This window comes from Pseudomonas sp. YeP6b (genome assembly GCF_025642995.1).
Lineage (GTDB): Bacteria > Pseudomonadota > Gammaproteobacteria > Pseudomonadales > Pseudomonadaceae > Aquipseudomonas.
Genome location: NZ_CP080090.1, coordinates 2,509,320 through 2,534,399 on the forward strand (window position 1 = coordinate 2,509,320; position 25,080 = coordinate 2,534,399).

A 25,080-nucleotide genomic window follows, 5' to 3' on the forward strand; every position below is an offset into this window, starting at 1 on the left:
GCTAAGGCCTTGCGCCGTCAAGCATCGGCTTGCGAAGAGCCACGGCCTTGGCCTGCGGCAGTCGCGCCGGAAACAGCCGCCGTGCCTCCAGCACATTCAGGCCCACCATCAACCAGAACAGCGACACCATCACCACGGCAAAACTGAAGTAGTGGTCAAACAAGCCGCTGACCAGCGCCGAGAGAATCCCGGCGGTGCTGCCCAGCCACAACGCGTTGTCCTTGGTCAGGCGGATTGGGCCTGGCTCCGGGCGCGCTTCACGCCACCAGCGCACGGTGACGGCGACAAACAGCAGCATGCCGACAATGCCGATCTTGTAGATGTAGTTCAGCCACAAGTTCGAGATCCCTAAAAAGTGCGTACCTGGCACCGGCGGGTCAACCTTGAAGCCGATGCCGAACGGGTACGCCTCCACGGCCTGCGGGAACATGCGGTATTCGTCGAAACGGACTTCGGTACTGGCGTTGTCCGACGAAAAAATCGTCGCCAGGCGATCCTGCAGCGGCGGATAAGCCATCACCAGCGCCACCGTCAGTGCTGCGCCGATCATCAACAAGCGCCCGGTGTAGGGCACGCGACGCGTGGCCATCCAGATCAGCACCAAGGCCAGGCTGACCATCGCGCCACGGCTACTGGCCAATAGCAACGCAGCGGCGCCCAGACAGGCCACGCTTAGGCCCAGTGCGCGTTTCCAACCTTGTTCGGTCATGCCGTAGCAGAACGCCAACGGCAGCAGCAGCGCCATGATCCCGCCGATGGCATTGGGGTGCATCCACGGCGAGCCCATGCGTGATGCCATTGCCTCCAGGCCGAATTTCAACATGTCGAAGTTGCCGTAATTGAACAGCGCCAGAATCGGCGCAATGCCGGCGCCCGAGCGGGTGCGCACAAACACCGCAATCGACAGCACCAGCATCGCGAGGCTGCCCAGCAGCAGGGCAATGACCAGGGATTCGCGCTGCTTTTGGTTCACCAGTAACTTGGCGGTCAGGAACACCCCCGACAGGTTCAGCAACCAGCGCAGCCAGTTGGCCACGCCGCTGCTGTCGGCGTGGATGGTGACTTGGCCGACGATAAACGGGAACACGCTGAACAGCATCAGCCACAACAGCATCTGGTCGGTGGGGCGGCGCGACAGGCTCGGCGTGTCGGGCAGTCGCGACAGAAAGCTGTGCCACAGCACCGCGCCCCAAGTCAGCGCGAGGATGGCTTCGCTCACCGTACTGCGGATGCCCAGGTTGAGCGTCGAATACGGCATAAACGTCGCGACCCCGGCAAACAGCAACAAGCCCCAGAGCGGGAAGCGCAGGATGGTCACGGCAGCGGCCAGGCCGATCAACGCGAGGAACGCCTTGGCCGGTGACAGCAGCAAGGCCAGGGCGCCAAACAGCAGGCCGAACAGGATCGCGACGAGGCTTGCCAGGGAGACTCTCATTTCAATTCCTCGATCAGTTCGGCCAGGCGTCGGCGATAAGCCTGATGGTTGAAACGTTGCGCCCACAGCCGGCATTGCTCAGGCGACTCTTGCGCGGGGCGCGCCACTAGGTCGAGCATCAACTGCATCAGCGCTGGACCGTCAGTGGGCGAGAAGCGCGGCGCTGAAGGCGGAGTGATTTCATCCAGCGAGGTGCCACTGGCGACGGCCACCGGCGTGCCGACGCTCAGGGCTTCAATCACCGGCAAGCCGAACCCTTCGGCATACGACGGCTGCCACAGGCGCGAGGCCTGGCGGTACAGCGCGTGCAGCTCGGCATCCGTCACACCGCTGAGGGCGCGAATGCCCGGCAGGTTGCGCTGCGCCTCGGGCAAATGCTCAAGGCTGCCCACCAGCACCAAGGCCGGCACGTCGGGTGACAGGCGCCGCGCTTGCTGCCAGGCGTCGACCAGAAATGGCACGTTCTTGCGCAGTTCGCGGGTGCCCACCAGCAGCCAGAACTGCTCGGGCAGCTTGCGCGGCGTGAGGTCGGCCGCCAGTTCGACAAAACTGTCCACTTGATTGGGCAGCACCCGAATCTTGCCTGCTGCCTTGGGAAACAGCCGCGCGGTTTCTTCAAAGCTGTACTGCGAAGGCGTCCATACGCGGTCGGCGCTGTGCACCGCGTAGGCAATCGACAGCCGATCGCAGGTCTTGTAGATCAGCGCCTTCAAGCGGTTGGCGTGGTAGTTGTTCAAGGTGATCTGGAACAGGTCATGCAACAGCACCACGGTGCGCAAACCCTTGGGTTTGGGAGGCAGCGGCAGGCCCATATTGAAGGTGCTGATGTACAGGTCGATCTGTTGTTCACGCAATGCACGCGGCAAAAAACCGGCCTCGAAACGCAGGCGATTCTGCGGCTGATGCATTGCGGTTTTCGCACAACCCCAGGCCGGGCAGTGCGCCTGCAAGCGGGTTTCATCGCCCAGAGGCGCCACGGTAAACCGCTCAAGTTCAACCTGCGGCAAGGTACGCAAGGCAGCTTCCAGCGCGTACACTTGGCGGCTGATCCCTGAGTGCGGCGAGGTGCCGACGGTGCGGTAATCCAGGCCTATGCGCATGCGGGCTCCTTTTGATTGAGCGGCGCAAGGCGCGCGTACACCTGCTCAAGCTGGCTGGCGGCGACGCTCCAGTCATGAGCTCGGCGAACATAGGCGCGGCCCGCTTCGCCCATGGGCGCGGCGGCCTCGGGAAATTGCAGCAGGCGCACCACGGCATCCGCCAGGCTGTCGGCGGTTTGCCCGCCCAGATAGTCCAGGCCTTCGATCAGGTCCAAGCCCGACACGCCTTGCTCGGTACTCGCTAAGGGTAGCCCGGCGGCCAGCGCTTCGAGCACTTTCAATTTGGAGCCGCCGCCATGGCGCAGCGGCGCCAGAAACACCGAACAGCTCGATTGCAGGTTCAACAGGTTCGGCACAAACCCTTGCCATTCGATGCGCGGGTCTTTCCATCGCTCACGCCAACTGCCGGGCATGCCGAAGCCGCACACGCTCATGCGCGCGTCGGGGCAGCGCTCCCAGACTTTGGGCAGGATTTCATCCAGGGCCCACTCGATGGCGTCCACGTTGGGCGCGTATTCATAGTTGCCGAGGAACAACACGCGGCGCGTCGACGGGTCGGGGTGGGCGGCGGCGAAGTGATCGCAGTCCACGCCATTGACCACCACCGGCACCGGTTTACCGGCGATCGTTGCCAGCACCTGCGCATCGCCGTCGGTGACCGCCACCACCTGCGTGGCTTGGCGCATCACCCGGCGTTCCCAGTGCACATAGCGCCATTGATCGTAGCGAATGAACGGCAGTGCCCAGCGTGGCAGGCGGTCATAAGTGGCCGCGCCCAGCGCCGATTCAACGTTGTGTTCGGTCAGCACGAAAGGCTGGGATGTGCGCGCCAGGGCGTCTTCGTACGGCTGGAACGTGTAGCTGTGCTCGATCTGCACCACGTCCCAATGCTCCTTCAGCAATTGGTTGAAGGTGTCCTGCAACACCCCCGACAGGCCATTCACGCTGGCCAGCAACGGGTAGGGCGCAAACAGCCCGGCCACCAGGGTTTTCAAGCTGCGCAGCGGGCGGCGCGGCAGGATGATCAGTTGTTCCAGGAACGCTTCCAGCACCTGGCGATCGGTCAGCGACACCGGGTGCTTGTCATGCAGCAGCAAGGTAATCCGATGCCCACGCGCGGCGAGGCTGCGCAGCAGGTGAAACTGGCGCGTCTTGCCGCCGCTGGTGGCCGGCCAGGGCGAGTAAGGCAGGATCCATAAAATACGCATGGCGGGCTTCAATCCCATAACAAAATTTGCAGGTTCGACTTGACCGCGAGGGTCAGCCCGTTGGTGCCGCTCACCGGGGTTTGCGTGCCGCGCAGCGGGTCGTACAGCGTGGCGCTGGCGAGGTTGGGCAAGTGCGCGTTACCGCCTTGGGCCGACCAGAAGAACCACAGTTTGTGGCCGTCGGCGCGGGTCCAACCGATGCTGAACAGGCCGTCGGGCAATTGGTCGGCGGTCGGCGGGTCGCCGGGCGTGAGCTGCGGGCCGCTGACGTCGAGGAAGTTCTTCAAGGCGGTATAGACCGGCTTGGGGTTGGCGTCGATGTCGAGCAAGCCATAGAACTGGTCGCGCACGCTGGCGCGCTGGTCGAGGTCGCTCAAGGTGAACAGGAAGATCCGGTCGTAATCCATTGCGCTCATCAACGCCACGCGGCGCACCACATAATCGGCCTGGCCCTGCAGGGTGATGAGGTCCTGGGCGTCTTTCGGCCCGGGGTAGGTCGACCAGCCCCACTCGGTGCTCCACAGCGTTTGCACGCCGGCGTTGCGCAGGGACTGGTTAAGCGCAGTGGTCTTGGCGATAAAGTCCAGGTTGGCCGGGTCGTTGCCTTCGGGCAGCTGCGTGTAAGGGTGGTAGGAAATTACCGTGTTAAGGCTGGCCACGCCGAGTGCGCCGAGGGCATCGAACAGGGTCTGGCCGTTGGGCATTTCGCTGAAGAATGCCATGCCGGCCGCCACCACCGGTTTGCTCGGGTTAACCGCGCGTAACGCGGCGGCCGTGGCGGTCAGCAAGTTGGCGTAGCCGGCCGGGTCGGCCACCGGGCGCCAGAAACCGAGCAAATTCGGTTCGTTCCACACCTGCCAGGCATTCACGCTGGGGTAGCGCTGCGACAACAGCGCCATGCGGTTGGCAAACACGTTCGGGTCCTTGGGCGGGTATTGGTCCTGATAGGGCGCACCGACCGGCGCGGTGGTGGCGAAGGGCGCCGAGCCCACCAGGTAGAACACCGACTTGAGCTGGTTGGTTTGCAGGTTGCCGACCAATTGATCAAGGGTCGCCACCTGATACTGGTTTTCCACCGGCTCAAGTTGATCCCAATGCAGGTCCAGGCGCACCCATTCCAGGCCCAAGGCCTTGAGGCGGTCGATCTGCATCTGGTAGCGCTCGGGGCTGAACCACAGGAATTGCGCGTTAACCCCCAAAAAATCCTTCCACACCACCACCTTGTTGCCCTTGAGCACATGGCTCTCGGCGTCGGCCTGGCGGCCCCACATAAAGGCGGTCAGGCCAAGTGCGGCAACCACCGCAAGGATGGCGAGGAACGTGCGTTTACGCGCCATCAGGGGCTCCTGCAATTGCCTGCTCAAAGAGTTGCTTGAATTGCTGTGCGGTCAACGGCCACAGGCGTTCGCGGCCAATTTCCCCGGCACGTTCGGCCCAGTCGCGGGCCAATGTCGGCGTGCGCGCCAGGCGCAGCAGTTGTTCGCTCAGCGCCGCCACGTCGCCTTGGGGATAGATCGCGCCATTGCCGCTGGCGACTTCTTCGGCAAACGCCCGCGCATCCGAGGTAATCGCCCCGCGCCCGCACGCCGCAGCCCAGGACAGCGCGCCACTGGTGCCGCGCTGGCGCCCCAGCAGGCTGAGCTTTTTCGATTCGCGGTACGGCAGCACCATCACATGGTGCGCCTGGATCGTCTGTGCAATCTCGCTGGCCGGCAGGTTCAGCCGCCAGTCGATTGAGCCCGCCAGGCCAAGTTCAGCGATCTGGCGGTTCAACTGTTCGAGGTAATTGCCGCCTGCGCCGAACGCCATTTCGGCGGCAGTGCCACCGGCCAGGGTCAGGCGCACACGGTCACGCAATTGGGGGGCTTGCTTGAAGGTATCGGCCAGGGCCTGCAGCAGGTCCTCAATGCCCTTGCCACGGTAGACAAAACCGAAATACAGCAGGTGCAAGGTGTCCAGCGAGGTTAATGGCGCGGGAGCAATCGCCAGGTTGGCGTGGTTGATCACCGCCACTTTGCCCGCCGGCAGTTGCATGCGCAAGCCTAGGCAATCGGCACCCAGGCGGGTGAGGGTGATCAGCCGCGTCAGGCCTTGGGCGACGTGGCGTTCTTCACGCAAGGTCAGCGGGTCGGCGAGCACCACCGCCGCTTGCGGCAGCGGGTTGGGCAAACGTTCCAGCAGGTTTAACGGGAAGGGCAGGTGCTCGCGGCGCCACACCATGCGTTCCGGGTCGTGCACCGTGGCGGTCAGCGGCAGTCGGGGGTAAGCCTTGCGCAGTTCGCGCAGGGCCAGGAACTCGCCCAATCGCCCGCCGCCCAGCTCGGCGTGGACCAGGTCCACGCTGTGCCAGTCGAACGCGGCGATGGCGTGCTTGATCGCTTGCGTCGTGCCTTGCACGCCACTCAACGGTGTCGCCACCGTCACGCCCAGCTGTTCCAAGGCCGTCTTGAAATGGTTCGCGTAGTCGGCGATCCCATTTTTCTCCGGCGGCAAAGGCGCGAGCAGGGCGATGTGCATCAGAACGCCCCCCGGTATTTGGCGATGGTTTTAAGCACCTTGGCCGGCACTTCGAATCTGCGCCGGTTGATGATGATGCCGTCCACCTTGCCGAACGCGGTGTTGAGGATCGACAGCGCGTGTTCCACCACCGGCACCGTGCTTTTCTGCGCTTCCACCACCAAGGCGATCAGGTCGGCGCGGCGCAGGTTGATGAAGGCATCGCGGTTGTCCAGCAGCGCCGAGGCATCCAGTAGCACCACTTCGCCGCGGGCTGGCGGCTCGACGCCGCCGACCCGCACGGTGATGCCGTTTTCCTGCAGCAATTGACGCAGCTGTTCCACCACAAAGGTCACGCCTTCGCCGTGGCGCGCCGAGGTCAGCCCGAGGGTCAGGCCTTGTTCGGCCACGCGGTCCAATTGCAGCAAACTATACAGCCGGTAAATGCTCGCATTGAACGCGTTGGTACTCTGCGCGGTGCTGGTGTCCAGCTCCGGCAGTGTCGTCCACAGGGGCAAGCCGAACTTGCGCTCTACCAGCCCGCCGTCGTGAATGCGCTGGTCGAGCAGGTAGCACAGGTAGATCACCAGCAGGCCGACGACGATCGCGAACGGGATCGCCAACACCAGCATCACCAGGGTTTTGGGGAAGATGCGGCCTGGGTTCAAGGTGGCTTCTTCGATCACCGCGATGTTGCTGATTTGGCTGTTGTCCAGCTCACGGTCGATGCGCGATTTTTCCAGGTTGTCCACGTACAGCGCGTAGTTGCGCTCGGTGGCGCTCAGCTCACGGGCAAGGCGCGCCAGTTCCGGCTCTATTTCCAGGGCTTGCTTGCGCTGCGCTTCGAGGTTCACCAATTGCTTCTGCTGCTGCACCAACTGGGTACGCAAGGCCAGGTTGTTACTCGACTCATCCAGCAGCACGCGCTGCAAGTGGATTTCCAGGGTGTTCGGCGCACGGTTTTCCGAGCTTTGCACCGTGTTGCTTTCACCTGCAACCTGGGCCTGCATCGCCCGGATCGAGGCATCCAGGGCTTTGACCGGCGGCGCGTTGTCGGTGTAGGTGCGCATCATGTCGGCTTTTTCCAGCAGCTTCTGGTTGAGCAGGCGACGCAAATCTTGCTGCTGCGGGTTCAGCGCAATCTGGCGGACCGTGGTCACCTCCTTGGGCTGGGTCTTGAGCTGAGTGCGGGTGCTGTCCAGAGCGCTGTCGGAAGAGGCGATCAGGCGCGTGGTGTTGAACGTTTCGCCGCGCAGCACGTTGATGCGTTCGGACAAATCTTCCAGGCGATCGGTGATGCTCGCCGCGCCGATCTCATTTAAATGCTTGAGGATTTGCTCCTTATAGCGCTTGATCTCGGTGGCGCTGTTGGACACCTGGCCTTCATAGAAGGCGTAGAGGCTCTTGCGCCCCAAGGCCTGGGTGCGTTCGTTGATGTAGGTCTCGACCCAACTTTTGACCACCGCCTGGGCGATCTCCGGGTCGCCCCACTTGAAGCTGATATCCATCACCGTGGAGCCGGCGGCGTGGCTCACTTCGAAGTTCTTCTCCAGGCTCGCGGCCAGGCGTTCCACTGGGGTGGTTTTTTCAACGATGCCCACCGTTTCTAACACCACGCGCAGGCCGTCGAACACGGCGCCGACGCCACTTTTGACGTAGTACTTGGTGCGCTTCCAGAAGCCTTCCGGTGGCGGCATTTTGTCGATCGCTTCCAGGTATTGCTCGGCCACCGCACGCACGATGGGGCGCCCGGTCAGCAGGCGCTCCTCGTCGACAATCGGGTCACGCTGGGTGCTGGGCATGACCAGCGCCTGGCGGTTGCTGATCTCGATCGGCAAGGTCGAATCGCGCCCCGGCTTGACCAGCAGGCGCGCGGTGGATTCGTACTTGGCCGGCAGCAAAAAGGCCCCCAGCAAAATGATCACCAGCGCCGCGATGGCCGCCAGTTTGAACTCATGCCGGAAGATGAAGAACAGACGCAGAAGATCACGAAAAGAACGGATCTCGATCATGGGATGTCGCTCCTTTAGTTATTGCCGCCGCTGGTTCGGGTGTAGTTGTAGCCAACCCCAATGGACTTGGTGAACGGGATCAGTTGGTTCAAGTAGGTATCCACTCCTTGGATGCGCTCGCCCACATTGGATTTGGGCACGAACACCACGTCACCGCGTTGCAGGTGCACCGGTTTACGCCCGTTGGGGCCGGGCTTGAGGTATTGGCTGAAGTCCAGGAAGTAGGCGTGGTAGGCGCCTTGGGCATCTTCGCGCAACAACGCAACCATGCTGGCATTGCCCGATGGGTTCACCCCGCCGGCGCCGACAATCGCTTGCTCCAGGGTGTTGGCCGTGCCCAGTTGTACCGCCGTCGGGTTATTCACCGCGCCGCCGACGATCACCGAGTTGCCCGGTGCCTGGTTGATGTTCACCGTGACGCGTGGCTCGCGGTAAACCGGCGCGAGCTTTTTGCTTAGCTCGGTGGCCAGTTCCGATGGCTGGCGCCCGGCGACTTGGATCGGGCCCAGGAACGGGTAGTTGATCTTGCCGTCGGTCTGCACCGTGTACAGCGTCAGCTCGTAGATGGTGCTGACGTTGAACGCCGACAGCGTCGGCATCTCGCCGGCATCGCGCACGATGCGCAACTGGTCGCCGATGCGGATGCGTTCCACCGCCGGCGGCAACTGCGCCAACTGGTCGAGGGCGCGTTTGCCGTCCTCCACGGTCTGGTCATCCGGCGGGACGATGCGTGCCGGCGTATTGCAGGCGGCCAAGGCCAACATGGCCAAGAGGAGCACGGTTTTTTTCATCAAGGGGGACTTCCTGTAGGTCATGCTGCTCACCTCCAATAACCGGGGAACATGCTGATGCGCCGCTTGAGGGCGAGTGGGAGCCGGCGTTCCAGATGGCCCAGCCGATAGCCGAGCAACTTGAACGCGCTGCGCACCAGTACTTCGGGTACGCGGTGCAATGCACCGGCTGCGCGCAATGCCGCGAGCTCAGCCTGTACATAGCGTTTACCTTCACCGCCGGCATCGCCAAAGGCCTGGCGAATCCACGGCTCGCGGCCGTAAAACACGCCAATGTCGAAGTAGCGGTGAAACTCATCCATGAGTCGGTAATCGTGGGAGTGGTACACCCGCGCTGACGCGGCGTAGCGCACCTTGTAGCCGTCAAGCAGCAGGCGCGCAGCGACGTAGGCGTCTTCGCTGCCGATCACATCGGCGGGAAAACCGCCGACGGCCTGCAAGGCGCTGCGTCGGTACACGCAAAACGAGTCGGAGCTGAAGCAGGTCTTGATCCCCAACTGCGGCGCATCGGCCAGGCTCTTGCTGCGGCTGTGTTGCGGGTAGTTGAAGTGCCGTGATTGCGCACCCAGCACGCCGGCGCCGGGGTGCGGCAGTTGGCGGCCGTAGGCCACGCCGTTGAGCGGGTCTTGCTGCAATTCTTCGAGCAGGTTGGCGAAGGTCTCGGGGCTTTCGGGGATCGCGTCCTGGGTCATCACGATCAGCGCGTCACCGCTCACCTGTTCACTGGCCCAACGTCGTGTGCCGCCGTGGTTGAAATCGCGGGCGTTGATCACCTCGACCCGCGCGCCGAACTCTCGAAAGCGCGCCACGGTGTCATCGCTGGAGGCGCTGTCGACCACCAGCATTTCGTCCGGTAGCAGCGTCTGCATTTTCAGCGCGGGCAGCAATCGCGCCAGGTGGCTGGACGCGTTGCGGGTCGGGATGATCAGCGAGGTACGCATATCACTTTTTCACGTCGGCAGCGGGCGCACGCCCGTAAATGTCGTCAAAACGCACAATGTCGTCTTCGCCCAGGTACTCGCCGCTCTGCACCTCGATCATCACCAGGTCGATGATGCCGGGGTTGGTCAGGCGGTGTTTGTGCCCGGCCGGAATGTAGGTGGACTCGTTGGCGTTGATCAGGAATTCGCGCTCGCCATTGGTGATCTGTGCCGCGCCGCTGACCACCACCCAGTGCTCGCTGCGGTGGTGATGCATCTGCAATGACAGCGACGCCTGCGGCTTGACCACGATGCGCTTGATCTTGAAGCGGCTGCTTTCCTCCAGCACCGTGTAGGTGCCCCACGGCCGGGTTACGGTGCGGTGCAGGCTGTACGCCGGATGGTCCTGGCGCTTGAGTTCGGCAACGATGTAGCGCACATCCTGGCTGCGATTGGCGTCGGCGATCAGCAGCGCGTCAGGGGTATCGACAATGATCAGGTCGCGCACGCCGACAGCACCGAGGACACGCTTGGGCGAGTCGACGTAGCAGTTGTGCACGTCATGCAAAATCGCTTCGCCATTGACCTGGTTGCCATTGGCATCGCTGGGGGTGAGCTGGCGCAGCGCTTCCCAGGAACCGATGTCGCTCCAGCCGATGTCGCAGGGCACCACGGCAACTTGCTTGGACTTCTCCATCAGCGCCACGTCGATGGAAATATCCGGCGCAGCGCCAAAGCCTTCGGCGCTCAGTTCACGCTGGCGCGAGGTTTTATTCTGCAGGTTCTGGCTGTGTTCCAGCGCGGCTCTCGCGGCCGCGAGTACGTCGGGAGCATGAACGGCGAGTTCGTCCACCAAGGTGCTGGCCTTGAAGCAGAACATGCCGGCGTTCCACAGGTGTTTGCCACCGTCGAGGTAGCCTTGCGCGGTGGCCAGGTCGGGTTTCTCGACGAAGCGTTTGACGCGGTTGCCGGTGCCCAGCACGTCGCCTTTTTCGATATAGCCGAAGCCGGTTTCCGGGTGGTCGGGCTGGATGCCGAATGTCACCAGGTAGCCCGCTTCGGCCAGCTCACGGGCCTGGGTCACAGCGGCGGCGAACGCGGTTTCATCGCTGATCAAGTGGTCGGCAGGCATTACCAGCAGATGCGCCTGATCGCCGAAATGCTCCTGCACATGCAGCGCCGCCACCGCGATGGCCGCCGCGGTGTTGCGCCCGAACGGCTCCAGCAACAGGTCCAACGGCAGGTGCGCCTTGTTGACCACGCGGTAGTCATCCAGGGTGCGAAACAGCAGGTCGCGGTTGGTCACCGTGAGCACACTTTCCACACCTGGCAGGCGCGCGGCGCGCTGGAAGGTCTTTTGCAACAGGCTCATGCCGTCACGCATGCGCATGAAGGGCTTGGGCATGTTCTGCCGCGACACTGGCCACAACCGTGTGCCCGAACCACCGGAAATAATGCAGGGAATCAAGCCGTTGAGGGCATTCATCAATAGACCTCCTTGGTGGAGAGGACGGCGGGGACCGTCATAAAGACGATGTACAAGTCAAACCACACCGACCATTTGGAGATGTACTCCAGGTCGTACTCGACGCGCTTCTGGATCTTGATCAGGGTGTCGGTCTCGCCTCGGTAGCCGTTGATCTGTGCCCAGCCGGTGATGCCCGGCTTGACCCGATGTCGCGAACTGTATTCGCTCACCGCGACTTCGAACGGGATACCGGCGGCCTTGGTCGCCGTGGCGTGGGGGCGTGGGCCGACCATCGACATATTGCCCAGCAGCACGTTGAACAGCTGCGGCAGTTCGTCGATGCTGGTTTTACGAATAATCCGGCCCACGCGGGTGATGCGCGGGTCTTTGCGGGTGGTTTGTTGCTCGGCGGTGAAGTCGCTCTGGTCGGTGAACATCGAGCGGAACTTGAACACGCGAATCTCGTTGTCGTTGTAGCCGAAGCGGTTCTGGCGAAACAGCACCGGGCCTTTAGAGTCGAGCTTGATCGCGATTGCCGTCGCCAGCATCACCGGTGACAGCGCCACCAGTGCGAAGCTGGCCAGCAGCACGTCTTCACAGCGCTTGATTACCGGCGACCATCCGCGCAGCGGCAACTGCGAGGTGTTGAACATCAGAATGCCGCCCACGTCGGTGATGCGGCTGTGGCCGTAGCGTAGGGCGGCCATGTCCGGGACCAGCATCACGTTTACCGACATCTGGCGCAGGCGATTGACCAGCCCGTGGATACGTTGCTCGGCAGCCCACGGCAGGCAGATCATCACTTGGTTGACCTGCTCGGCGCGGATCAGTTTTTCCAGGTCGCGGGTGTTGCCCAGCAGCGGCAGGTTGCTCAGTTCCTTGGGAATGCGCTCGGTGCGGTCGTCGATAAAACCAATCAGGCCGGAGCGGATATCGCCATTGCGTTGCAGGTGGTCGGCGACGTGCACGGCGGTGTCGGTGAAGCCCAGGATTACCGTACGTTGCAGGTATTTGCCCTTGCGCATCAGGTTGCGGTACAGGCGTAGCATCAACAGGCGCTCAAGGCAGAACAGCCCTAGGCTGGCGAAGTACCACGCGACCAGATTGCGCGGGGTCAATTGCGGGAAAAACAGCAGGATCTGGTACATGAACAGCAAGATGCAGAACGCCGCCGACCAGGCGACTATCTTGGCCCGCAGGCGCAGGCGATTACTGAACAGATCCTCGGAATAGATGCTCAGGGCCTGGAACAGAATAATGGTCAGAATCGCGAAAAACAGCAGCAAACCGAGGAAGTGAGAACGCAGTTCGGGGGCCATCGGGTCGAGGAAAAGCACCAGCACCAGTGGCGGCAAAATAGCCGTCAGGCCGTGGATCAATTTGACGAAAACAACAAAAAACTCAACAAATCCGGCGCGGGTCAGAAACAGGCTGTCGACTGACGACTTCTCTCGCATAAAACATCCCTCATTGCACTCCAGACTTCTGTTCGGCTTGCTTGAATACGCACAAGACGAACGACGGCTACTCTGGCTAAAACGCAACTGACCCTTCATCTGAAGCTATCCAAATGAATGTTTTACGTGGGCAGTGACTTAAGGAATGTTCCTTAGGATTGCTTTGTCGGTGGGTTGACGATGCTCTGGAGGTGGCGTGCTAGACACGTTAACTGGTATTTTTTGTGGCATTTTATTGACGTTCCTTGTTCGAGCACTCGGTGTTGGGGGTGTGTTTTTGAGTGTAGGAACAAATATGAGAATTTTCCTGCTAGATGGGTAAAGCTTTTTTGAGCGGCGGTAGGAAAAGGGGACAAAGAGGGCACGCTAAGTCCCAGAAAGTACGGCCTTTGAGACGGGTGGAAGTTGTTTTTAAACTCAGATAAAAATGTATCCAGCACAATTTTTTGTGGGTTTTTTGACGGCCATTTAATCTGTCCGTTCTTATTGGGGTGGGTGGTTTGAGCATGATTGATTTCTCAACTTTGCTTGTGTTCTCGGGCGCTGTCTTGCTGTTGCTGTTATCGCCGGGGCCGAACATGGCGTTTGTTATCAGCCATGGTGTGAGTTACGGCTGGCGTGGGGGTGTGGCCTCGGGCCTGGGTATCTGCGTGGCGGACGTGCTGCTGACCGCGTTGACCGCCACCGGCGTAACGGCGCTGGTCGCCAGTTGGCCGCCGTCGTTTGATGTGATTCGTTATGCCGGTGTGATTTACCTGCTGTGGCTGGTGTTCAAGACCTTGCAGAAAAGCCCCGGGCTGGACACTGCCCAGGTAAAGCGCGTGCGTCTGAGCCGTGTGTTTGTGCAAGCGATGCTCAACAGTTTGCTCAATCCCAAGGCGTTGCTGTTTTTCATGGTGTTTTTGCCGCAATTCGTCAGGCCGCAGGCCGGCTCTATCACGCTGCAACTGCTGATGCTGGGTGGCGTACTGACCCTGATTGCCGGTGTTTTTCACGTGCTGCTAGGGGTTTTTGGCGGTGCGCTCAGCCGGTTTTTTGCCGGGCGCGCTGGCAGTGCCAGGCTACAGAAATGGGGCCTGGCGAGTGTGCTGATGCTGTTGGCCGCCAGGCTGATGCTGATGTCTCGGCCAGCCTGAGGCCGGCGAGCGGGCTCGCCACACGAAGCCCGCCAGCCACATTCATTGCATCACCCCAACCGCGCCGCCGCCCGTGCCGCGATCTCGCCGCGCACCCGACGCGATTCCGCCGTGCGTTTCCTGGCTTCCTCCAGCACAGGCTCGGGCGCGGTGTGCGGGCTGCCCGCATCGAACGGCGGCGCCGGCGCGTATTCAATCTGCAACTGCACCAGTTGCGCGGCGGCCTCGCTGTACAGCTCTGCCGCCAGGGTCAGGGCAAAGTCGATGCCGGCGGTGATGCCGCCACCGGTGAACAAGTTGCCGTCACGCACCACGCGCGCCTGCACCGGGATCGCGCCGAGCGGGGCGAGCAGGTCGTGGTAGGCCCAGTGAGTGGTGGCCTTGCGACCGCCCAGCAAACCCGCAGCCCCCAGTACCAGCGAACCGGTGCACACCGACGTCACGTAGCGTGCGGTTTGGGCCTGGGCCTTGAGAAAGTCCAGGGTTTGCGGGTCCTCCATCAACGCGCCTACGCCTGCACCTCCGGGCACGCAAATCACATCCAGGCGCGGGCAGTCGGCATAAGTCATGGTCGGGGTAAACACCATGCCGGTGCTGGACGTGACCGGCGCCAGGTCTTTCCACACCAGGTGCAGCTTCACATCCGGCAGCGAACCCAGCACGTCATAGGGGCCGGTGAGGTCCAGTTGCTGAATGCCGGGGAACAACAGAAAGCCGATCTGCAGGGTCATGAGTGAAGCTCCGATAAAGGGGTGGACGGCTTCACTCTAGCGGCCTAGGCTTTGGCGTATGCGCCATTGAGCCCACAGATTACGCCAATCATGACCCGGACTATTCACGTACTCGCTTTCAATAATGTCCAGGTGCTTGACGTCACCGGCCCGTTGCAGGTGTTCGCCACCACCAATGACTTGGCGCGCCAGCGCGGCCTGCCGTTGCCTTACGCGGTGTCGGTGATTGCCGCGCAGGCAGAACCCGTGATGACCTCCGCCGGCCTGGCACTGGTGGCTGAGGCGCTGCCCGCAGCCGACACGCCTTGCGACACCTTGGTGATCGCGGGCGGCTGGGGTGTGTACGGCGCTGCCGAAGACGTGGAGTTGGTCGATTGGGTGAAGCAAAAAGCCCAGCACACCCGGCGGATGACCTCGGTGTGTACCGGCGCTTTTCTGCTCGCCGCCAGTGGCTTGCTCGACGGCTGTCGCGTAGCCACTCACTGGACCCGCTGCGAAGAACTGGCGCGCAGGTTCCCGTCGCTGACCGTGGAATCCAACCCTATTTTCATCCAGCAAGGCTCGGTGTGGACCTCCGCCGGCGTGACGGCCGGCATCGACCTGTGCCTGGCCCTGGTGGAAGAAGACCTGGGCCGCGCCGTGGCCCTGGAGGCGGCGCGGCACTTGGTGGTATTCCTTAAACGGCCAGGCGGTCAATCGCAATTCAGCGTGGCCTTGTCCCTGCAAAAGGGCGACAGCCGCTTCGCTGATTTGCACGCCTGGATGGCTGACAACCTCACCCTCGACCTGAACATTCCTACGCTGGCCGCCCAGGCCGGTATGAGCGAACGCAGTTTCGTGCGCCACTACCGTGCCGAAACCGGCCAGACCCCGGCGCGGGCGGTGGAGTTGATCCGCGTGGAAACCGCGCGCCGGCAGTTGGCTGACAGCACAGCGTCGATCAAACGCATCGCCGTGCAGTGCGGGTTCGGCTGTGAAGAGACCCTGCGGCGCAGTTTCCTGCGCGCCCTGGACGTCACGCCCCAGGCCTACCGTGAGCGCTTCTACGACCCGGCTTGAACGAAAACGTGCACATTTGTATCAAGGTGCTATGTCGGCGTGATGACCTTGCGCCGTGGGTGGTCCCCTAAGCGCCGCTAACATTCACGCGCGGTCCAGCAACTCGCAGATCGCCGCGAGGGTCGCCTGCGGCGCTTCCTGAGGAATGTTGTGACCCACCCCCGGCAAAACGTCGCGCCGATAAAAGCCAATGAAGTGTTCCACATCGTCATCCTCCACCGGGGCCGGGCCCACGCCATCATCGGCGCCGCAGAGTGAAATCGTCGGCACCGAAATCGGCGGTTGCGCTACCAGCGCCTGCTCGATGGCCTCCACTGCCGGGTCGCCCGGCGCGTACATGAAGCGGTGGCGATAAGAGTGGATCACCACCTCGACAAAATCCGGGTTATCAAACGACGGCGCCGTGCGGCCATACAGCCCCGGCCCCTCGGCCCAGGTCGGCGACCACAGCTGCCACAGCAACTCACACAACTCACGGCGATTGGCAGTCAAACCGTCTACACCGCGCTGGGTATGAAAGTAGAACTGATACCACAAGCGATGCTCTGTCTCGGGCGCGTGAGGCTCGAGCGACTTGGCAATGTCCTGGATGTTATAGCCGTCCCCGGTTACCAACCCACGCACTCGCTGCGGCCACAACGCGGCGACGATACACGCGGCGCGGCCCCCCCAGTCGTAACCGGCGAGCGTGGCCTGCGGGATGCCCAGGGCATCCATGAAATCCAACAGATCCTTGGCCAACACCGCCTGTTGACCGGAGCGCATCACCTGCTCGTTGATAAACCGCGTAGGGCCATAACCCCGCAGGTACGGCACCAACACCCGGCAGCCACGCTCAGCCAGGTGCGGTGCGATGTCATCGTAGGCACGCGGGTCGTAAGGGAAGCCGTGCAGCAGGATCACCGGTTCACCGTCTTCTGGGCCGTGGGCTTCGTAGGCTACTTCGAGCAGGGGCGTACGCACAGACAGCAGTGGGGCGGAAATGGTCATGATGGGCTCCTCGAAGCCGGCCAAAAGTGCTTGAACTCTAGTCAAATGCTGTGACGGGGTCACGGGCATTCGCAGGCAATGTGCTTACTTGTCTAGCCACTCCTGTACCAACAACCCTAACACCACAAGGTCATGCCGCTGGCCATTCCAAAACCCAGCCTCTCGCAATGTCCCTTCGGCTTTGAAGCCCAAACGTTGCAACAGCGCCAGTGACGCCGTGTTGTGCGGATGCACCCAGGCTTCAATCCGATGTAATTGCATGTGCGTAAAGCCCCAGTCGAGCATCGACCGCAAGGCTTCGCTCATCAGACCTTGGCTGCGGGCTGCGGGTGCCAGTTCGCAGGAGAGGGCGCAGCTGTTCCAGCTGCGATTCCATTTGAACAGGCCGCAGCTGCCGATCAGTTCGCCAGCTCGTTCAATCCCCCAGCGTGTGCCGGGGTTGGGCTGGGTGCGCCATTGGGCGAAGGTGTCGATCAAGGCGTGGGCCTGGGCCAGGTCGATCATCGGATCGGCGCCAAACCAGCGCATGTTGGCGGTGTCGCCGTGGATGGCGAATAACGCCGGGGCGTCGGTTGCGCGTAATTCGCGCAGGCGCAGGCGCTGGGTAGCAAGCGTCGGGAATGCATTCATGAGGCGGTCGTCGCGATTACTTGGGCGCGATCTACTACGTTGCCGAAGTGATGCCGCCACAGGTCAACGCCTAATTTGCCTGACCGATCCAGCGATGAGCCCACGGTCAAGTCGCTGATCAATGTCGGCTGCAGCCCCGCATCAAACAATGCGAAGCCGGCCGCGAGGACGCAGGTGTCGGTCTGGATGCCACACACCAGCACGCAGTCCGGCGTCAGGCTTTTCAGGTAGTCGAGGGTCTCGGGCGTGGGGGCATAGCCGTGTTTGATGAAGATGCGCTCGGCGGCAATCAGGCTGTGGTCGTCCGGCGCAGGTTGCCAGCCGAGTTGGCGAGTGAAGGGGGTGATGCTTTCGTCGTGGCGCTCCACGGTGGCCACTGATGGCAGGCGCTCGAGCAAGGTGTTAATGCCATCGACCAGCCACGCCGGCGGGTTGAAACAGGGTTGCACGTCGATGATCAGCAGTACCTGGCGCATGGGGTTCCTGGTGGCGGCTTGGGGCTGCCTATTGTGCACCATAGACCTGATCCTGGAAGCTGAACTCAATCAAATGTGGGTGCTGGCTTACCTGCGATGCAGCCCCCTCGGTTTATCAGTGACACACAGTCGATGCCATCGCAGGCAAGCCAGATCCACATCTGAATCTCATTACTTTCAGGTAGAGATTGGCGGCTTTAGAGCTGTTTTTTTGCTTCTACCCCTCAGGCCTCCTCAGGGTTGCCAGGTGGTCTTCGTGCCACTGAGCTTACGGTCCAAAAACGTTGCCGCGCTGATCAACGCTAAATGGCTCAGCGCCTGGGGCGTATTGCCCAAGTGATGCGCCTGGTTATCGAACTCTTCGGCATACAGCCCCAACGGATTGGCGTATCGCAACAGTTGTTCAAATTCCAAGTGCGCCTTTTCCACTTGCCCAGCGCGGGCGAGGCATTCGACGTACCAGAACGAACAGGCAGCAAACGCGCCTTCGGTGCCTTGCAAACCGTCGATCTGGCTGTCGTCGTTGCGGTAGCGGTAGACCATGCCGTCACGCACCAGGCTTTTCTGAATCGCCGCAAGCGTCGACAGCCAGCGCGGGTCGGTAGCCGCAACGAAGCGCACCAGCGGCATCAACAGCATCGAACCGTCGAGTGCGGTGCTGCCGATATGCTGCACAAAGTGCCCGCGTTCTTCGTTCCAAAAGTTACTCCAGATATCCGCATAGATCGCCTGACGCGTCTGGTCCCACCGCGCGAACGGAGCGGGCAGCGAGCGCTTGGAAGCCAGGCGGATTGCGCGGTCCAGCGCCACCCAGCACATCAGCCTCGAATGCAGGAAGTGATGCTCCTCGCCGCGCATTTCCCAGATGCCCACGTCCTTGCTGTTCCAGATCTCGCAGACCTGATCAGCCACTTCCACCGTGTGTTTCCAACCTTCGTGGGAGATGGCTTCACCGTATTTATTGACCAGGTACACCGCATCCATCAGCTCGCCGTAGATATCCAGCTGGATCTGGTCGAAGGCCTCATTGCCGATACGTACTGGCTTGGCACCACCGTGGCCGCTGAAGTGATCAAGCGTGGTTTCGGGCAGTTCCTGGCGGCCGTCGATGCCGTAGAGAATGTTGATTTTGGTCGGCTGGCCGCAGCAGTCGCTGACGCGGCCTTTGAGCCAGCGCATGTAAGCATTGGCTTCTTCGATGAAGCCCAGGCGCATGAATGCATAGACCGTGAACGAGGCGTCGCGGATCCAGGTGTAGCGGTAATCCCAATTGCGCTCGCCGCCAGGGGTTTCCGGCAGGCCGAAGGTGGCGGCGGCGATGATTGCGCCGTGTTTGCGTGAGGTCAAAAGCTTCAGCGCCAGGGCCGAGCGGTTAACCATTTCGCGCCAGCGCCCACGGTAATTCGATTGTGCGATCCAGCCGCGCCAGAACTTCAATGTGTGTGCCAATGCCAAATCGGTGCAGCCGCTGTTGACCCGTGGATCATCTTGGCCGCCGAGGACGAACTCGGCGCCTTCTTCCTGGGCCAGGGTGAAACTGGCCACGGCGGCATCGGCTTCGATCTGCATTGCGTGGCTGCTCGCCAAGCGCAGGCCGGGCTGGCCGTCGGCGGCGAAATAGACCATGCCGTCGTCGATACTGGCTTGGGTCGGCGTGCGCGCGTAGTCGTGGCGTACGGCGCAGCGCAGATGGATTGTGGCTGTGCCGCTGACTACTCGTACGCGACGAATCAGCAGCGGCAAATCATCAATCTCTTCACTGATGACCAGCAGGTCGGTGATTTCGACCACCGCCTCATCGCTTAGCCAACGGGTTTGCAGCACGTTGGTGTCGGGCAGGTAGATTTGTTCACGGCGGGCGTTTTTCAGGTCGGGTGTGAGCTGGAAAACACCGGCCTCGGGCGTGTCGAGCAGCGAGCAGAAGATCGACGGGCTGTCGAATTCCGGCCAGCAGAAAAAGTCGATACTGCCGCGGTCATTGACCAATGCCGCACTGCGCATATCGCCAATAATGCCGTGGGCATCGATGGCGCTCTGCTGTTCATTTTTAAAATCAACCATTGCCACGAAACTCCGGATAAAGGCTCATGCCACCATCAATAAACAGGGTGCTGCCCACCACATAGTCGGAGGCATCACTGGCCAGCCACACCACCGCGTTCGCCACGTCTTCCACGTCGCCGACGCGGCCATAGGGAATCAACTTCAACAGCTCTTTTTCTGCCGCGCCTTCGGTGGCCGCACGGTTGATCGCCGTACGAATCGCGCCGGGCGCAATGCCGTTGATGCGGATACGCTGCTCGCTGACTTCCTGGGCGAGGGTGCGCATCAACATCTCCACACCGCCTTTGGAGGCGGCGTAATTCACATGCCCGGCCCAAGGGATGATTTGGTGCACTGAGCTCATGTGAATGATTTTGCCGGCGGCGCGCGACACGCCATCGCGCACGCCCTGGCGATTGAAAATGCGCACGGCGGCGCGGGCACACAGGAACTGGCCGGTGAGGTTGACGCCGATCACCGTGTTCCAGTCGTCGAGGGTCATGTCGACCAGGTTGGCGTCTTTTTGCAGGCCGGAGTTGGCCACCAGAATGTCCAGATGCCCGAAGGCATCGAGGGTCTGGGCGAACAGGCGTTCAACGTCGGCCTCTTGGGACACATCGCCGCCGATGGCAATTGCACGGCCGCCGTTGGCGTTGATCTGCGCAGCGAGGGCTTCGGCCGGCGCCGCCTGGGAGTTGTAATTGAGTACCACCGCCGCACCGGCCTCGGCCAACGCTTGGGCGGCGCCTGCGCCGATACCGGAACTGGCGCCGGTGACCAGGGCCACTTGTTGCTGCAAGGAGATCTGCATTGCCCACCCACCGTTTTAAGAGAGTCTTTGCAGCTGACTGGCGGCGCGTGGCGGAAGTTCACCAGTGGGAAGTCCAAGGCGCGGCGACGGGAAGCAATTGCTCCACTTAATAGGAAGCATTACTATTCACGCCCCCGCCTCCCCAGTGCTCACGCAATGATCCCTCAGCCGCCCCGTAGAACAGGCTTTTTCGAGCATTACGAAGAGTTGATCGGCACCTGGACACGCCGCCTGAGAAACCGTCAGCAGGCTGAAGACCTGGCCCACGACACCTTCGTGCGAGTGCTTGAGTCGCGTTCGAGCGAGGTTGAGCAACCACGCGCCTATCTGCATCAAACAGCGCGCAACATCGCCGTTGATGCCTACCGGCGCGAAGACCGGCGTGAGGCGCTGGCGCTGGAGACCTTTGACCAGCGTTCGCCCCACAGCGGCGACCCGGAGCATTTTATGCACGCGATCCAGTTGGCGGACTCCATCGAGCGGGCCTTGGCCGAGCTGCCGCTTAACTGTCGCAAGATATTTATCTGGCAGAAAATCGAAGGCCTCACCCAGCAGGAAATCGCCGTGCGCCTGGGCCTGTCTAAAAACATGGTTGAAAAGTATATGATCCGCACCTTGCGGCATCTGCGTGACCGTCTGGATGCGCTGGCCCCATGACCCGCTTTGATGAAACAGGACCTTCCATGATGGATAGCCGTGCTCGCGACGAAGCCGCGCAATGGTTTGTACGCTTGCAAGACGCCGAGCTGAACATCGAAGAGCGCCGGCGTTTCGACGCATGGCGCGCAGAACGGCCTGAGCACCAATATGAATTCGACGTGCTGCAAGGGGTGTGGAACGCCACCGACTTGTTGCCCAAGGCCCGTTTGCAGGCCTTGTGTGATGCGCCGGTGGAGCGGCCCATGCGCCGTACCATTGTGCGTTATGCAGTCGCCGCAAGCGTGGTGGCTATCGCCTTGGGCCTGGGTTTGTTCAGCGGCCTTGATCATCCAAAAGCTTACAACGCCGAGTTCAGTACGCGCTTGGGGGAGCACCGCCAGGTGGCTTTGCCCGACGGTTCGGTGATGGACCTCAACAGCCGCAGCGTGGTCGCAGTGCATTACGAAAAAGGCCGGCGCGGCGTGGAGCTCAAGCAGGGCGAAGCGATGTTCAGCGTCGAGCATGACGCCAGTCGACCCTTTGTCGTCGCCGCCGGGGCAGGGCAGGTGACAGTTACCGGTACGCGCTTTGATGTGCGCCGCGATGATGATCAGACCCGTGTGGTGGTCGAGGCTGGCACGGTCAAGGTCCAGGGGCGTGCATCGGACCGGATCGTCACGCTTACGGCGGGCCGAGGCACGCAAGTTGATGCCGTGGGGCAAGTGGCTGCGGCGTACGCGGTGAATACCGATGAGTTGACCGCCTGGCGCAGCGGCAAGCTGGTGTTCAACAACGCCAGCCTTGGCGAAGTGGCCCGCGAAGTGTCGCGCTACCGCGAGCAACCGTTGCGGGTCAGTACCGCTGCGGTGAGCAGCCTGCGCTTGACCAGTGTGTTCAAATCCAGCGACACCGACGCCTTGCTCAAAGCCTTGCCGCACATCCTGCCGGTCGCCTTGCGTACCTTGCCGGACGGCAGCCAGGAAATTATTTCACGCTGAGGTTCAGGTTTTTTTCGAGTTCTTCGTCTTCTCTTGCAACTGCAACTGGTTTGCATTAACAGCCGCACGCTCTTGCGATTACAGGGGTTTGATGTGAAAAGCTTCGATGTGAAAAAACTGACCGTCTCCCACAATAAAATTTCCCGCTGGGTGCCCCTGGCCCTGGCGCTTGCTGTCAGTGCCGGGCTGCCTGCGGCTTATGCTAACGACGGTATCCATATCCGCGCCCAGCCTTTGGGGGCGGCATTGAGCCAACTGGGTCAGCAAACGTCCCTGCAAGTGTTCTTCAACCCCGACATGGTCGCCGGCAAGCAAGCGCCTGCGGTGGACGGCAACCTCTCGCCCGAACAAGCCCTGCGCCAGTTGCTGCAAGGCAGCGGCCTGGATTACCAGATCGACGCCGGTTCAGTGACCCTGCGCCCGCAAAGCAACGGCACCGGTGAAGCCGGCTCGCCGCTGGAACTGGGCGTCACCGATATCAAAGTGGTCGGCAACTGGCTGGGCGATGCTAACGCCGAAGTGGTGCAGAACCACCCGGGCGCACGTACGGTCATCCGCCGCGAAGCCATGGTGGAGCAGGGCGCGATGAACGTGGGCGATGTGTTGCGCCGCGTCCCTGGCGTACAGGTGCAGGAATCCAACGGCACCGGTGGCAGCGATATTTCACTCAACGTGGGCGTACGCGGCCTGACCTCGCGCCTGTCGCCACGCTCCACCGTACTGATCGACGGCGTGCCGGCGGCCTTCGCACCGTATGGCCAGCCTCAACTGTCGATGGCGCCGATTTCCGCCGGCAACCTGGACAGCATCGATGTGGTGCGTGGCGCCGGTTCCGTACGTTATGGGCCGCAGAACGTCGGCGGTGTGATCAACTTCGTGACCCGCGCTATCCCCGAGACATTCTCCGGTGAGGTCGGCACCACCTTGCAAACCTCCGCCCACGGCGGCTGGAAGCACATCGAAAACGCCTTTATCGGCGGCACGGCGGATAACGGTATCGGCGCGGCGTTGCTGTATTCCGGGGTCAAGGGCGATGGCTATCGCAACAGCAACAACTCCAACGACATTGACGACGTGATCTTCAAGACCCACTGGGCACCGACCGATCAAGACGACTTCTCGCTGAACTTCCACTACTACGACGCCAGTGCCGATATGCCGGGCGGCCTGACCCAGAAGCAGTTCAGCGCCAACCCGTACCAATCGGTGCGTGACTGGGACAGTTTCAGCGGGCGCCGCAAGGATGTGTCCTTCAAGTACATCCGCCAGATCGACGACCGTACCCAGGCCGAAGTGCTGACCTACTACTCCGACAGTTTCCGCGGCAGCAATATCGCCAACCGCGACCTCAAGACTCTCAGTTCCTATCCGCGCACCTACTACACCTTCGGTATCGAGCCGCGGGTGTCACATGTATTCGACGTGGGGCCGAGCACTCAGGAAGTCAGCGTCGGTTATCGCTACCTTAAAGAAGGCATGCACGAGCAGGCCACCAGCCTGAACCTGGTCAACAATGTGCCGACGCCGGGCGGCCAGAGTGACGGTCACGTCTATCAGGACCGTACCGGTGGCACTGAGGCCAACGCCTTCTATATCGATAACAAAATTGATATTGGCAAGTGGACCATCACGCCGGGTATTCGCTTCGAAGACATTCGTACCGAATGGCATGACCGCCCGGTAGTGGCCTTGAATGGCACCCGCACCCAGGAAAAACGCCGCGAGGTCAATAACAACGAACCGCTGCCGGCCCTGAGCGTGATGTACCACGTCTCGGATGCCTGGAAAGTGTTCGCCAACTACGAAACCTCCTTCGGCAGCCTGCAGTACTTCCAGCTCGGGCAGGGCGGTAACGGCGACCAGACGGCCAACGGCCTGAACCCGGAAAAAGCCAAGACCTACGAGGTCGGTACGCGCTACAACGACAGTGTGTGGGGCGGCGAAGTGACGTTGTTCTACATCGACTTCTCGGATGAGTTGCAATACGTCAGCAACGACGTGGGCTGGACAAACCTGGGGGCGACCAAGCACCAGGGTATTGAAGCCTCGGCCCACTATGACCTGTCGAACCTCGACCCGAGCCTGGACGGCCTGACCGCCAACGCTGGTTTCACCTACACCAAGGCCACCTCTGAAGGCGATGTGCCGTTCAAGGGCCGCGACCTGCCGCTGTATTCGCGTGAAGTGGCGACTGTGGGCCTGCGTTACGACATCAACCACTGGACCCATAACCTGGACGTCTATGCCCAGTCCAGGCAACGTGCGCCAGGCACCGGCACCACCTACATCACCCAAGGCACCGCCGATGGCCAGTACGGCGACATCCCCGGTTATGTCTCGGTCAACGTGCGCAGCGGGTATGACTTTGGTGCGCAACTGTCGAACTTGAAACTGGGTGTGGGCGTGAAAAACGTCTTTGACCAACAGCACTACACACGCTCCAGTGACAACAATTCCGGGTTGTACCTGGGCGAGCCACGTACGTTCTTCGTACAGGCGAGTGTCGGGTTCTGATCTGCCGTTGATAGGAAAAATCGCAGCCTAAGGGCTGCGATTTTTTTTGCCTGTTTCCTACGCCGGTTCACGCGATTTTCTGCTTGATCAGGAACCTATTCCGACAGATACGCCACACAGGAGGCAAACCTGGTCGGCTTCCACATAAGCGGGCAGCGACAGGTTG

General features: G+C 61.7%; 21 protein-coding genes. 5 read left to right on the forward strand and 16 right to left on the reverse strand.

Annotated elements, in window-relative coordinates:
• Window position 1 precedes the first annotated feature (1 nt).
• From KZH41_RS11315 to KZH41_RS11360, 10 genes are read right to left on the reverse strand one after another with little or no spacing between them, the layout of a single operon-like run.
• Entirely contained in the window at window positions 2-1,435 is a 1,434-nt protein-coding gene (locus KZH41_RS11315; RefSeq protein ID WP_094951197.1) for an O-antigen ligase family protein, read from the reverse strand.
• Complete coding sequence (locus KZH41_RS11320) at window positions 1,432-2,535, reverse strand: glycosyltransferase family 4 protein (RefSeq protein WP_263274831.1); 1,104 nt, start codon at window positions 2,533-2,535, stop codon at window positions 1,432-1,434. Before KZH41_RS11320 ends, KZH41_RS11315 begins: the two co-directional genes overlap by 4 nt.
• The gene (locus tag KZH41_RS11325) at window positions 2,526-3,743 is read right to left on the reverse strand and encodes a glycosyltransferase family 4 protein (protein ID WP_263274832.1); all 1,218 of its coding nucleotides are present in this window, start codon (window positions 3,741-3,743) and stop codon (window positions 2,526-2,528) included. Before KZH41_RS11325 ends, KZH41_RS11320 begins: the two co-directional genes overlap by 10 nt.
• An 8-nt stretch (window positions 3,744-3,751) precedes the next feature.
• Entirely contained in the window at window positions 3,752-5,080 is a 1,329-nt protein-coding gene (locus KZH41_RS11330; protein ID WP_263274833.1) for a GH39 family glycosyl hydrolase, read from the reverse strand.
• Window positions 5,070-6,260, reverse strand: coding sequence for a glycosyltransferase (locus KZH41_RS11335; RefSeq protein ID WP_263274834.1), 1,191 nt, complete (start codon window positions 6,258-6,260; stop codon window positions 5,070-5,072). The genes KZH41_RS11330 and KZH41_RS11335 overlap by 11 nt, the downstream gene beginning before the upstream one ends.
• Complete coding sequence (locus KZH41_RS11340) at window positions 6,260-8,251, reverse strand: GumC family protein (RefSeq protein ID WP_263274835.1); 1,992 nt, start codon at window positions 8,249-8,251, stop codon at window positions 6,260-6,262. Before KZH41_RS11340 ends, KZH41_RS11335 begins: the two co-directional genes overlap by 1 nt.
• A 14-nt stretch (window positions 8,252-8,265) precedes the next feature.
• Window positions 8,266-9,042, reverse strand: coding sequence for a polysaccharide biosynthesis/export family protein (locus tag KZH41_RS11345; RefSeq protein WP_094951203.1), 777 nt, complete (start codon window positions 9,040-9,042; stop codon window positions 8,266-8,268).
• Window positions 9,043-9,071: 29 nt separating this feature from the next.
• Entirely contained in the window at window positions 9,072-9,983 is a 912-nt protein-coding gene (locus KZH41_RS11350) for a glycosyltransferase family 2 protein (protein ID WP_094951204.1), read from the reverse strand.
• A 1-nt stretch (window position 9,984) separates the two neighbouring features.
• The gene (locus KZH41_RS11355) at window positions 9,985-11,448 is read right to left on the reverse strand and encodes a mannose-1-phosphate guanylyltransferase/mannose-6-phosphate isomerase (RefSeq protein WP_263274836.1); all 1,464 of its coding nucleotides are present in this window, start codon (window positions 11,446-11,448) and stop codon (window positions 9,985-9,987) included.
• Window positions 11,448-12,887, reverse strand: coding sequence for an undecaprenyl-phosphate glucose phosphotransferase (locus KZH41_RS11360; protein WP_263274837.1), 1,440 nt, complete (start codon window positions 12,885-12,887; stop codon window positions 11,448-11,450). Before KZH41_RS11360 ends, KZH41_RS11355 begins: the two co-directional genes overlap by 1 nt.
• 506 nt (window positions 12,888-13,393) lie before the next feature.
• Here KZH41_RS11360 and KZH41_RS11365 point away from each other — a divergent pair.
• The gene (locus tag KZH41_RS11365) at window positions 13,394-14,023 is read left to right on the forward strand and encodes a LysE family translocator (protein ID WP_263274838.1); all 630 of its coding nucleotides are present in this window, start codon (window positions 13,394-13,396) and stop codon (window positions 14,021-14,023) included.
• Window positions 14,024-14,073: 50 nt separating this feature from the next.
• On the opposite strand, the gene inhA is transcribed toward KZH41_RS11365, so the two are convergent.
• Window positions 14,074-14,754, reverse strand: a complete 681-nt coding sequence (gene inhA, locus KZH41_RS11370; RefSeq protein WP_263274839.1) for an isonitrile hydratase — start codon at window positions 14,752-14,754, stop codon at window positions 14,074-14,076.
• Window positions 14,755-14,844: 90 nt separating this feature from the next.
• Between inhA and KZH41_RS11375 the strand changes: the two genes are divergently transcribed.
• The gene (locus KZH41_RS11375) at window positions 14,845-15,813 is read left to right on the forward strand and encodes a GlxA family transcriptional regulator (protein WP_094951209.1); all 969 of its coding nucleotides are present in this window, start codon (window positions 14,845-14,847) and stop codon (window positions 15,811-15,813) included.
• 84 nt (window positions 15,814-15,897) lie between these two features.
• On the opposite strand, the gene KZH41_RS11380 is transcribed toward KZH41_RS11375, so the two are convergent.
• The 5 genes from KZH41_RS11380 to KZH41_RS11400 all read right to left on the reverse strand — a co-directional run bounded on the left by KZH41_RS11380 (window position 15,898) and on the right by KZH41_RS11400 (window position 20,763).
• Window positions 15,898-16,803 (reverse strand): alpha/beta fold hydrolase, encoded by a 906-nt coding sequence (locus tag KZH41_RS11380; protein ID WP_094951210.1) that lies wholly within the window; start codon window positions 16,801-16,803, stop codon window positions 15,898-15,900.
• Window positions 16,804-16,887: 84 nt separating this feature from the next.
• On the reverse strand, window positions 16,888-17,433 hold the full coding sequence (locus KZH41_RS11385; protein WP_263274840.1) for a GNAT family N-acetyltransferase: 546 nt from the start codon (window positions 17,431-17,433) through the stop codon (window positions 16,888-16,890).
• The gene (locus tag KZH41_RS11390) at window positions 17,430-17,909 is read right to left on the reverse strand and encodes a cysteine hydrolase family protein (RefSeq protein ID WP_263274841.1); all 480 of its coding nucleotides are present in this window, start codon (window positions 17,907-17,909) and stop codon (window positions 17,430-17,432) included. Before KZH41_RS11390 ends, KZH41_RS11385 begins: the two co-directional genes overlap by 4 nt.
• 234 nt (window positions 17,910-18,143) lie before the next feature.
• Window positions 18,144-19,970 carry a glycoside hydrolase family 15 protein gene (locus KZH41_RS11395; protein ID WP_094951213.1) on the reverse strand — a complete coding sequence of 609 codons (1,827 nt, stop codon included), beginning with the start codon at window positions 19,968-19,970 and terminating at the stop codon, window positions 18,144-18,146.
• Window positions 19,963-20,763, reverse strand: coding sequence for a glucose 1-dehydrogenase (locus KZH41_RS11400; RefSeq protein ID WP_094951214.1), 801 nt, complete (start codon window positions 20,761-20,763; stop codon window positions 19,963-19,965). Before KZH41_RS11400 ends, KZH41_RS11395 begins: the two co-directional genes overlap by 8 nt.
• Window positions 20,764-20,919: 156 nt before the next feature.
• Between KZH41_RS11400 and KZH41_RS11405 the strand changes: the two genes are divergently transcribed.
• The 3 genes from KZH41_RS11405 to KZH41_RS11415 all read left to right on the forward strand — a co-directional run bounded on the left by KZH41_RS11405 (window position 20,920) and on the right by KZH41_RS11415 (window position 24,914).
• Window positions 20,920-21,420, forward strand: a complete 501-nt coding sequence (locus KZH41_RS11405; protein WP_094951215.1) for a sigma-70 family RNA polymerase sigma factor — start codon at window positions 20,920-20,922, stop codon at window positions 21,418-21,420.
• 26 nt (window positions 21,421-21,446) lie between these two features.
• Complete coding sequence (locus KZH41_RS11410; protein ID WP_094951216.1) at window positions 21,447-22,400, forward strand: FecR family protein; 954 nt, start codon at window positions 21,447-21,449, stop codon at window positions 22,398-22,400.
• Window positions 22,401-22,508: 108 nt separating this feature from the next.
• Entirely contained in the window at window positions 22,509-24,914 is a 2,406-nt protein-coding gene (locus KZH41_RS11415; RefSeq protein ID WP_094951228.1) for a TonB-dependent siderophore receptor, read from the forward strand.
• Window positions 24,915-25,080: the final 166 nt, after the last annotated feature.

Bases quoted from the DNA above. Each gene is read 5' to 3' on its own strand.
- KZH41_RS11330 (WP_263274833.1), bottom strand. From the start codon at position 5,080: ATGGCGCGTAAACGCACGTTCCTCGCCATCCTTGCGGTGGTTGCCGCA.
- KZH41_RS11355 (WP_263274836.1), bottom strand. From the start codon at position 11,448: ATGAATGCCCTCAACGGCTTGATTCCCTGCATTATTTCCGGTGGTTCG.
- KZH41_RS11340 (WP_263274835.1), bottom strand. From the start codon at position 8,251: ATGATCGAGATCCGTTCTTTTCGTGATCTTCTGCGTCTGTTCTTCATC.
- KZH41_RS11345 (WP_094951203.1), bottom strand. From the start codon at position 9,042: ATGAAAAAAACCGTGCTCCTCTTGGCCATGTTGGCCTTGGCCGCCTGC.
- KZH41_RS11325 (WP_263274832.1), bottom strand. From the start codon at position 3,743: ATGCGTATTTTATGGATCCTGCCTTACTCGCCCTGGCCGGCCACCAGC.
- KZH41_RS11385 (WP_263274840.1), bottom strand. From the start codon at position 17,433: ATGAATGCATTCCCGACGCTTGCTACCCAGCGCCTGCGCCTGCGCGAA.
- KZH41_RS11365 (WP_263274838.1), top strand. From the start codon at position 13,394: ATGATTGATTTCTCAACTTTGCTTGTGTTCTCGGGCGCTGTCTTGCTG.
- inhA (WP_263274839.1), bottom strand. From the start codon at position 14,754: ATGACCCTGCAGATCGGCTTTCTGTTGTTCCCCGGCATTCAGCAACTG.
- KZH41_RS11375 (WP_094951209.1), top strand. From the start codon at position 14,845: ATGACCCGGACTATTCACGTACTCGCTTTCAATAATGTCCAGGTGCTT.
- KZH41_RS11320 (WP_263274831.1), bottom strand. From the start codon at position 2,535: ATGCGCATAGGCCTGGATTACCGCACCGTCGGCACCTCGCCGCACTCA.
- KZH41_RS11380 (WP_094951210.1), bottom strand. From the start codon at position 16,803: ATGACCATTTCCGCCCCACTGCTGTCTGTGCGTACGCCCCTGCTCGAA.
- KZH41_RS11410 (WP_094951216.1), top strand. From the start codon at position 21,447: ATGATGGATAGCCGTGCTCGCGACGAAGCCGCGCAATGGTTTGTACGC.
- KZH41_RS11350 (WP_094951204.1), bottom strand. From the start codon at position 9,983: ATGCGTACCTCGCTGATCATCCCGACCCGCAACGCGTCCAGCCACCTG.
- KZH41_RS11405 (WP_094951215.1), top strand. From the start codon at position 20,920: ATGATCCCTCAGCCGCCCCGTAGAACAGGCTTTTTCGAGCATTACGAA.
- KZH41_RS11335 (WP_263274834.1), bottom strand. From the start codon at position 6,260: ATGCACATCGCCCTGCTCGCGCCTTTGCCGCCGGAGAAAAATGGGATC.
- KZH41_RS11315 (WP_094951197.1), bottom strand. From the start codon at position 1,435: ATGAGAGTCTCCCTGGCAAGCCTCGTCGCGATCCTGTTCGGCCTGCTG.
- KZH41_RS11360 (WP_263274837.1), bottom strand. From the start codon at position 12,887: ATGCGAGAGAAGTCGTCAGTCGACAGCCTGTTTCTGACCCGCGCCGGA.
- KZH41_RS11390 (WP_263274841.1), bottom strand. From the start codon at position 17,909: ATGCGCCAGGTACTGCTGATCATCGACGTGCAACCCTGTTTCAACCCG.
- KZH41_RS11395 (WP_094951213.1), bottom strand. From the start codon at position 19,970: ATGGTTGATTTTAAAAATGAACAGCAGAGCGCCATCGATGCCCACGGC.
- KZH41_RS11400 (WP_094951214.1), bottom strand. From the start codon at position 20,763: ATGCAGATCTCCTTGCAGCAACAAGTGGCCCTGGTCACCGGCGCCAGT.